The organism is Wolbachia endosymbiont of Drosophila nikananu, assembly GCF_028981865.1.
In the GTDB taxonomy this organism is placed as follows: Bacteria; Pseudomonadota; Alphaproteobacteria; order Rickettsiales; family Anaplasmataceae; genus Wolbachia; species Wolbachia pipientis_B.
Genome location: NZ_JAPQLL010000050.1, coordinates 1 through 7601, shown reverse-complemented (window position 1 = coordinate 7601; position 7601 = coordinate 1). Strand labels below are relative to the sequence as shown.

General features: G+C 36.7%; 6 protein-coding genes and 1 rRNA gene. 6 read left to right on the top strand and 1 reads right to left on the bottom strand.

The window, feature by feature from the left end:
* Window positions 1–222: 222 nt before the first annotated feature.
* On the bottom strand, window positions 223–840 hold the full coding sequence (locus OZD67_RS03085) for a hypothetical protein (protein ID WP_182184068.1): 618 nt from the start codon (window positions 838–840) through the stop codon (window positions 223–225).
* A 153-nt stretch (window positions 841–993) separates the two neighbouring features.
* On the opposite strand from OZD67_RS03085, the gene OZD67_RS03080 reads away from it, so the two are divergent.
* From OZD67_RS03080 to OZD67_RS03055, 6 genes are all read left to right on the top strand, one after another.
* Window positions 994–2497: ribosomal RNA gene (locus tag OZD67_RS03080) — 16S ribosomal RNA — on the top strand.
* A 100-nt stretch (window positions 2498–2597) separates the two neighbouring features.
* Complete coding sequence (gene sdhC / locus OZD67_RS03075) at window positions 2598–2975, top strand: succinate dehydrogenase, cytochrome b556 subunit (RefSeq protein ID WP_182182640.1); 378 nt, start codon at window positions 2598–2600, stop codon at window positions 2973–2975.
* Window positions 2972–3337 (top strand): succinate dehydrogenase, hydrophobic membrane anchor protein, encoded by a 366-nt coding sequence (gene sdhD, locus OZD67_RS03070; protein ID WP_182182642.1) that lies wholly within the window; start codon window positions 2972–2974, stop codon window positions 3335–3337. Before sdhC ends, sdhD begins: the two co-directional genes overlap by 4 nt.
* Before the next feature lie 83 nt (window positions 3338–3420).
* Window positions 3421–4677: a hypothetical protein gene (locus OZD67_RS03065; protein ID WP_182182643.1), complete on the top strand. Its 1257-nt coding sequence runs from the start codon at window positions 3421–3423 to the stop codon at window positions 4675–4677.
* A gap of 106 nt (window positions 4678–4783) precedes the next feature.
* On the top strand, window positions 4784–6043 hold the full coding sequence (locus tag OZD67_RS03060) for a sugar phosphate nucleotidyltransferase (protein ID WP_182182645.1): 1260 nt from the start codon (window positions 4784–4786) through the stop codon (window positions 6041–6043).
* 237 nt (window positions 6044–6280) lie between these two features.
* The coding region (locus OZD67_RS03055; RefSeq protein ID WP_274999611.1) for an IS110 family RNA-guided transposase at window positions 6281–7601 on the top strand (1321 nt) is incomplete at its 3' end.

Genomic DNA, 7601 nt, shown 5'->3' with positions numbered 1-7601 from the left:
TTGTGTAGGTAAAAACCTAGAAATATTGTGAAGACATAAGGTGCACATAGTGCAAAAAATTAAAAATAAGACGCCAACTATGTTGTTTTCTTGCTGTTTAATCTGCACAGATGAAGATAACTGAATACCTTCAATATCATGATAAGGGGGCTGGCGAGGCTTGTCAAGTAGTTTTTCGTTTCTAACGGTTGTTACCAAAAACTATACAAAAAGTCTAATGAGTTAACTTCCATATATCCTGAGTAGTTCTTGTGCATTAGCTTTGATTAGGATAGGGCATTTTCTGTTATTTAATAGGGAACGCAATATTTCAGTTGCACCTTTAATGTCGTTATTATGTATCTTTACTACAGCGATAGCTTCTTGGCTTGAATAAGGATACACTGCACTTGATTCTAAATTATCAATTTTATCTTTATTTATTTTTTCACCGTTGGAGTGAAGTAAGCTCATTACTTCTAAGTATTGTGCTAACTCACGCAAAACATCAGGAGCATCTTTATCATCTGCCAAATCATTATAAATAATAGATGCTGTGTCTGTTGGCATTGAATCTGAGATATGATTGAATGCGTGTTCAAAATTTGCTAAATACCCCCAATTTGAATCTATTTCTTCTAGCAGCGGCTTACTATCTTTTTTTAAGAATAATACTTCGTAAAATTTGTCACCTGCAGTTATAGATTGTTTTGTGTTATCAATGTTGCGCAATAAGTATAATGTGATGCCAACTAACATTGGTGCGAGTGCAAGCAGAAAGATGTGTTTTTTCATGGTAATATTCCAAATAGTTATATATTTATACATTAATGCTTTTGATTTGCAAAAACATATTGACATAGTGATTATATCACATAATAATATTCTCAAAGTTGTTTGAATAGTTGGAGATTAAAATATTTCTAAAGTAGAAATAAAGACAGCAGTATTAAGCTAAATTATTTTTTGTCGGATTTATCCGATGTACCCTCAACCTTTTATAGGTTGAAGTCTAAATTTGAGAGTTTGATCCTGGCTCAGAATGAACGCTGGCGGCAGGCCTAACACATGCAAGTCGAACGGAGTTATATTGTAGCTTGCTATGGTATAACTTAGTGGCAGACGGGTGAGTAATGTATAGGAATCTACCTAGTAGTACGGAATAATTGTTGGAAACGGCAACTAATACCGTATACGCCCTATGGGGGAAAAATTTATTGCTATTAGATGAGCCTATGTTAGATTAGCTAGTTGGTAGAGTAATAGCCTACCAAGGCAATGATCTATAGCTGATCTGAGAGGATGATCAGCCACACTGGAACTGAGATACGGTCCAGACTCCTACGGGAGGCAGCAGTGGGGAATATTGGACAATGGGCGAAAGCCTGATCCAGCCATGCCGCATGAGTGAAGAAGGCCTTTGGGTTGTAAAGCTCTTTTAGTGAGGAAGATAATGACGGTACTCACAGAAGAAGTCCTGGCTAACTCCGTGCCAGCAGCCGCGGTAATACGGAGAGGGCTAGCGTTATTCGGAATTATTGGGCGTAAAGGGCGCGTAGGCTGGTTAGTAAGTTAAAAGTGAAATCCCGAGGCTTAACCTTGGAACTGCTTTTAAAACTGCTAACCTAGAGATTGAAAGAGGATAGAGGAATTCCTAGTGTAGAGGTGAAATTCGTAAATATTAGGAGGAACACCAGTGGCGAAGGCGTCTATCTGGTTCAAATCTGACGCTGAGGCGCGAAGGCGTGGGGAGCAAACAGGATTAGATACCCTGGTAGTCCACGCTGTAAACGATGAATGTTAAATATGGGAAGTTTACTTTCTGTATTACAGCTAACGCGTTAAACATTCCGCCTGGGGACTACGGTCGCAAGATTAAAACTCAAAGGAATTGACGGGGACCCGCACAAGCGGTGGAGCATGTGGTTTAATTCGATGCAACGCGAAAAACCTTACCACTCCTTGACATGGAAATTATACCTATTCGAAGGGATAGGGTCGGTTCGGCCGGATTTCACACAGGTGTTGCATGGCTGTCGTCAGCTCGTGTCGTGAGATGTTGGGTTAAGTCCCGCAACGAGCGCAACCCTCATTCTTAGTTACCATCAGGTAATGCTGGGGACTTTAAGGAAACTGCCAGTGATAAACTGGAGGAAGGTGGGGATGATGTCAAGTCATCATGGCCCTTATGGAGTGGGCTACACACGTGCTACAATGGTGGCTACAATGGGCTGCAAAGTCGCGAGGCTAAGCTAATCCCTTAAAAGCCATCTCAGTTCGGATTGTACTCTGCAACTCGAGTGCATGAAGTTGGAATCGCTAGTAATCGTGGATCAGCACGCCACGGTGAATACGTTCTCGGGTCTTGTACACACTGCCCGTCACGCCATGGGAATTGGTTTCACTCGAAGCTAACGACCTAACCGCAAGGAGGGAGTTATTTAAAGTGGGATCGGTGACTGGGGTGAAGTCGTAACAAGGTAGCAGTAGGGGAATCTGCAGCTGGATTACCTCCTTAGGCTTTGCGCATAACTTATCATTTTTAATGATGGTGTTGTTATGTGCTATACTGCTGTCTTTACTTCTACTTTATTTTAATTTCCCGATAACGGAATTTTATGAGTGATAGGCCTCTTTCTCCACATTTACAAATATATAAAGTACAAGTTACTAATTTTTTCTCTATTATGCACAGATTGACTGGTGTCTTGCTATTCCTTTTATTAATGATACTTTCTTGGTATTTCATATTACATGTTTACTTTCCTGAGTTACTTATAGTAAGGTACTTAAATGCATTATTATTCACTCCTGTTGCTAAATTAGCTTATGTCTTATGTTTTATAAGTTTTGTATATCATTTTCTTAATGGTATTCGTCATTTATTGTGGGATATTGGGCTTAATTTAGAAATTACTGGCGTTTCAAGGAGTGCTATACTGCTGACAGTAACGCTACTTCTTTCTACTATTGCTTTTTTATTTATGTTTATATGAGTCAATTTGGAAATTCAGTACATCATTGGTGGGGCCAGCGCGTTTCCGCAGTAATTTTACTGTTTTTATTTCCTTGGTTTATCTATTCATTTTCTTGCGCACTTTATGCTGATAGCCCTTTGTCTTTTAATGAAAAATTATTTCAGGCCATTGATCATCCTCTAGAGCTTTTATTTTTTGTTATATTATTGTTTTGTATTTTCTGGCATGCAGTTCTTGGAATGCAAGTAGTATGCGAAGATTACATACACAGTGTACCTCTAAGAGTTTTTACGATTACATGTATAAAGTACTTGTCGAGCATCACTTATATAGCTCTTACTTTTACGATTTTTTTCTTTTACAAGCATATTTTCTTGTAAAATCATCTATTCTGTGTTAACATATTCTTAGCATACTGGTTTTATTATTGGACTATAGTGCTTAGTGATTTTGGTTTGGCAATATGTTAGAGACATTGAAAAAGTGGGGAACGGGCCTTACGCTAAAGGTAAAGGATCTGTTTACTTCACCTGAATCTCAAGTTTATGTCAAAGACCTCAGAAAGGTAATGGTATATAAGGATGGGAGGAAATGCCGGTACCCAAAAAATTACGATGAAATTGTAAAATCTGGGAAAATTATAGAAGCTAAGAATAGCGAGGGTGAGACTATATATAAACTTTTATATGGCAAGACAGACACGGATGGAAGAAAACCAAGTTTTGAATTGACTCTTGTCAAGGAAACGGACGATAGGTCTTATTTTACCATTGACTTTTTAGTTAGTAAAGGTAGGCGTGAGGTTAATGATTATAGTAAATTTTATAAGCCATCTGAGTTTTCAAAAATAGATCTTGAAAAACACTTGCCAATTTTTGAAGCTGAAAAATCCGAGAATCCTCAATACCCTTTTCAATTAACCAACTCTTCTGTGCTAACTAAAGAGGTAAGAAATGAAAAAGGTAAGGTTCAGGAAGTTATTGATGAGCAAGGAAGAAATGGCAAGCTATTGTACACTAGTGATTATAAGAAACTAAGCACTAGTTTTTCTGAAATTAGAGACCAGAACGGTAAACTGGAGTTAGATAAAAGTCTCATATCTGTTCCTATCGTTTTTGCTACAAGCTTGGCTAAAGTTTGTACTAAATTGTTGACCTCTCTTCCTATAAAATTAGGGGAGCATTTAATAAGCAAACAAAACCCAATTGCAAAGTCTTTTGGTTATCTTTTATTTACTCCTGCAATGGCAGTAAAAAATTTAGTGAATATGGGAGCTACCATACTTAAGGCTCCAATTTTATTATTTGTAGCAGATAAGAAGAAGTATGGTGATGCTTACTTCACTATGTGGGAACACCAATTGAAAGGATGTTGGGAAGAAGCAAAAAGTGACTTTAATGTTATTAAAGGTGGAGAAAGGCTAAAGCCAGGGCAAAAGGATCATAAGCCACTTAGTATAGTGGGCACATGGGATGAGCTTAACGCTAGAAGGTCAGGCATTGAGAAAGAATTAGAAGAGGGGCTAAACAAAAGTAGTGAAAGTATAGATAAATCTAGAAAACCAGATACTGGAGAAAGCTTAAAGGAAAAGTTGCAAAACAAAATTAATGAAAAAATAGCTGAGTTTGGAAATCAGAAGAGCAGCAATACTCACATTGAGAGAGAGCAAAATAAAAGAAACTCACAGCAAAAGCAGGCCCACATGCCTCCATTTAACTAACCGTTACTTTAAATTACTTTCTACTTTCATTATCCCACAACAAAAACTTGCATGTATCTTGCTCTTAGTATAAGATGTTAATTATTTAATTAATTTTCTTAACTATATGCGCCCTGTAATACTATGTGGTGGTAGTGGCAGCAGACTTTGGCCTTTATCGAAGCCAAAGCAATTTCAGAAAATATTTAGTCAGAACACTATGTTTCACAACACTTTGTTGAGGTTAAAAAGCGATTATATGCCACCCATAATTGCCACAAACGTGCAGTACGAGCCGTTAGTGAAGAAGGAGTTGCATGCGCTGCGAGAATATAAAGTGATTTTCGAACCAGTGAAAATTGGAACAGCAGCAGCGATATTAATTGCTGCGCTTCTCTGCAATGAAAACGAGATAATGTTAGTCTTGCCCTCAGACCATTTTATAGGTGATTTAAATAATTTTCACGCTTCCGCTCAAAAAGCGTCTCAGATAGCCTCTGAGGCTGACTCTATAGTTACTTTTGGAGTCAAATTTCATAAATTTGATTCTGAATACGGCTATATAAATGCAGTTTATGATCATAAGGAAAAGTATCATATAGTAAAGGATTTCATAGAGAAACCTAAGCACGTATTAAGTAATGATTATTATTGGAATTCTGGAATATTTGTGTTCAAAGCAAAACGCTATATAGATGAGATCAAAAAATCTGCCCCAAGTCTTTATAATTTATGTTTTAAACATTTCATACCGCAAGAGAGATTTCTGTATTTAAAACAACGAGATTTTGCAGGAATTGAAGGCATATCCATTGATTACTTGGTAATGGAAAAAGCAAAGAACATTACAATGGTAGAGGCTAATTTCGATTGGTTGGATGTTGGAACTTGGAATTCAGTTTTAGAATTGAGTGAGAAGTTTAGCAAAGAACCGGTGTCATTTCAGCATGTGATTAGAGAAAAAGAACCAGTTTTAACGACAGAAAGTAATAAAAATTTATTGGGTGGAGCTTATAAGCAACCAAACAAAAGCCTACTATTGTTTATTAATAAGGTTAAGAAAGCAAAAGCGATAAGAAGAGAAATCAAGCCATGGGGATTTTATAGTATAATTTTAATGAGCGAAAATTTTCTTATAAAATATCTTTTTATAAATCCATTAAGCTGCACTTCTAAGCAATTCCATCATTATAGAGATGAATACCATATAGTACTATCGGGAGTTGGATATGTTAGTTTAGGCGACAAAGAATATGCTATAGTAAAAGACCATATGATAGAAATCCCAAGGGAAGTTTCCCATAGGATTGAAAATAGAAGCACAAGCTCTCCACTTGAAATAGTTGAATTTCAGATAGGAGCATCGAACAAGGAAAAATCTTGTTAAACCTGAAAGAAACTATTTTATCCAGTGCTATAACAATTTTTAAATATAATTTATTAAGAAGTATTTTTGCAGTTATAACCGGACGCTCAATGGTGCTAGAGTGCCCGTTTGGGAGCATGGTTTTGGAGGAACGGTTAAACCACTGATGGAGTCTATTACGACTACCTCGATTAGAAGATTGTATAATCTAACCGTCCCAAGCTTAAATACTTCTTCATTATAAGTTATAGGAGGTCAATTACAATGACAAAAAGTAAATTAGAGGTAATGAATCCTGATGCAGCAGGGATAGATGTTGGTTCGGCTGTACATTATGTATGTATACCCGAGAGAAGAGATGAGCAACGTGTTCAAAAATTTGGCTGCTTCACTGAAGACCTTCATAATTTAGCAAGGTGGTTAAAAAAGTGTAAAGTTACAACCGTAGCGATGGAATCAACTGGTGTATATTGGATTCCTTTGTTTCAAATACTGGAATCTTACGGTTTTGAAGTTAAGTTGGTAAATGCGCGACATGTAAAAAATGTACCTGGGAGAAAGTCAGATGTTCAGGACTGTCAGTGGTTACAACAACTACATAGTTATGGATTACTCCAAGGGTCATTTAGGCCAGATAGCCAGATATGTGTATTGCGTAGTTACGTGCGACAACGTAAGAACCTCACTGAAAGTGCATCTACACATGTTCTGCGTATGCAGAAGGCATTAATTCAAATGAATATACAACTGCATAGAGTTATAAGAGATATAACAGGAGTAACTGGTATGAAAATTATCAAGGCTATAATTAAAGGCGAAAGAGATTCTGGGAAATTGGCTCAATTCAGGGATGCACGAATAAAAAATGATCAGTCTACTATAGCAAAAGCGTTAGCTGGCGATTATAGAGAGGAACATGTATTCACGCTAAAGCAAGAATTTGAACTATATAATATTTATCAAGAAAAAATAGCAGAATGTGATAGAAATATTGAGGTCTATTACAAAACGTTTGAAACAAAATCTAACGAAAGTAAACAGTTGAGTAAGGAAAAGAATAAGCACAGAAAAAGTAAGCCTGACTTTGCTTTGCACGAGGAACTGCACCGAATAACTGGTATGGATTTTACTAAAGTTCCAGGGCTTGATATACTAAGTATACAGACTATAATTTCAGAAACTGGTATAAACCATAATAAATGGTCAACAGAAAAACACTTTTCATCGTGGTTAGGACTCAGCCCTGCCAATAAAATTACAGGAGAAAAAGTGTTTAGCACAAGAACGCGTAAAGTCATTAATCGTGCTGCGAATGCATTTCGAATGGCTGCTAATTCTGTAGGAAATAGTAAAAGTTCATTGGGTGCATACTACAGGAGATTAAAAAAACGATTAGGAGCACCAAAAGCAATAACAGCTACTGCAAGAAAAATAGCATGCATATTTTATAGTATGCTCAAATACGGACAAGAATATGTAGAAAAAGGAATGGAATACTATGAAACACGATATAAGGAGAGAGCTGTAAAAAATTTGATCAAAAAGGCACGAGAATTTGGCTATACTTTAGTGCAACAAG

Bases quoted from the DNA above. Each gene is read 5' to 3' on its own strand.
- OZD67_RS03085 (WP_182184068.1), bottom strand. From the start codon at position 840: ATGTCAATATGTTTTTGCAAATCAAAAGCATTAATGTATAAATATATA.
- OZD67_RS03060 (WP_182182645.1), top strand. From the start codon at position 4,784: ATGCGCCCTGTAATACTATGTGGTGGTAGTGGCAGCAGACTTTGGCCT.
- sdhC (WP_182182640.1), top strand. From the start codon at position 2,598: ATGAGTGATAGGCCTCTTTCTCCACATTTACAAATATATAAAGTACAA.
- sdhD (WP_182182642.1), top strand. From the start codon at position 2,972: ATGAGTCAATTTGGAAATTCAGTACATCATTGGTGGGGCCAGCGCGTT.
- OZD67_RS03065 (WP_182182643.1), top strand. From the start codon at position 3,421: ATGTTAGAGACATTGAAAAAGTGGGGAACGGGCCTTACGCTAAAGGTA.